Annotated in this window: 1 protein-coding gene; it reads right to left on the bottom strand. The window is 64.3% G+C overall.

Annotation, left to right across the window (positions count from 1 at the left end; genetic code table 11):
* A partial coding sequence (locus tag HJG58_RS18760) for a phasin family protein (protein ID WP_170249812.1) occupies positions 1-241 on the bottom strand: 241 nt, incomplete at both ends.

Below are 241 nucleotides of genomic sequence, written 5' to 3'. Positions count from 1 at the left end.
AGGCTTGGCCGCTGCCTTCGCCGCCGGCTTGACGCTGACGCCGGTGAGTTTCTCGATCTGCCTGGTCAGCGTATCGACCTTGCCGTGCAGCTCCTTCACCTCGTTGCGGCTCGGCACGCCGAGACGCGAGATGGCGCTGTTCAGGCGCTTGTCGAAAGCTTCCTCGAGCTCGCTCCACTTGCCAAGCGCACGATCCCGAACCTCGTCAACCTTGCTCTTCGCAGAGCGGGCGGAAGCCTTC

Origin of the sequence: Acinetobacter geminorum, from assembly GCF_013009345.1 — a bacterium.
Classification (GTDB): domain Bacteria; phylum Pseudomonadota; class Gammaproteobacteria; order Pseudomonadales; family Moraxellaceae; genus Acinetobacter; species Acinetobacter geminorum.
Note: the sequence above shows the minus strand (reverse complement) of the source record. Positions and strands in the feature narration are given on the sequence as shown.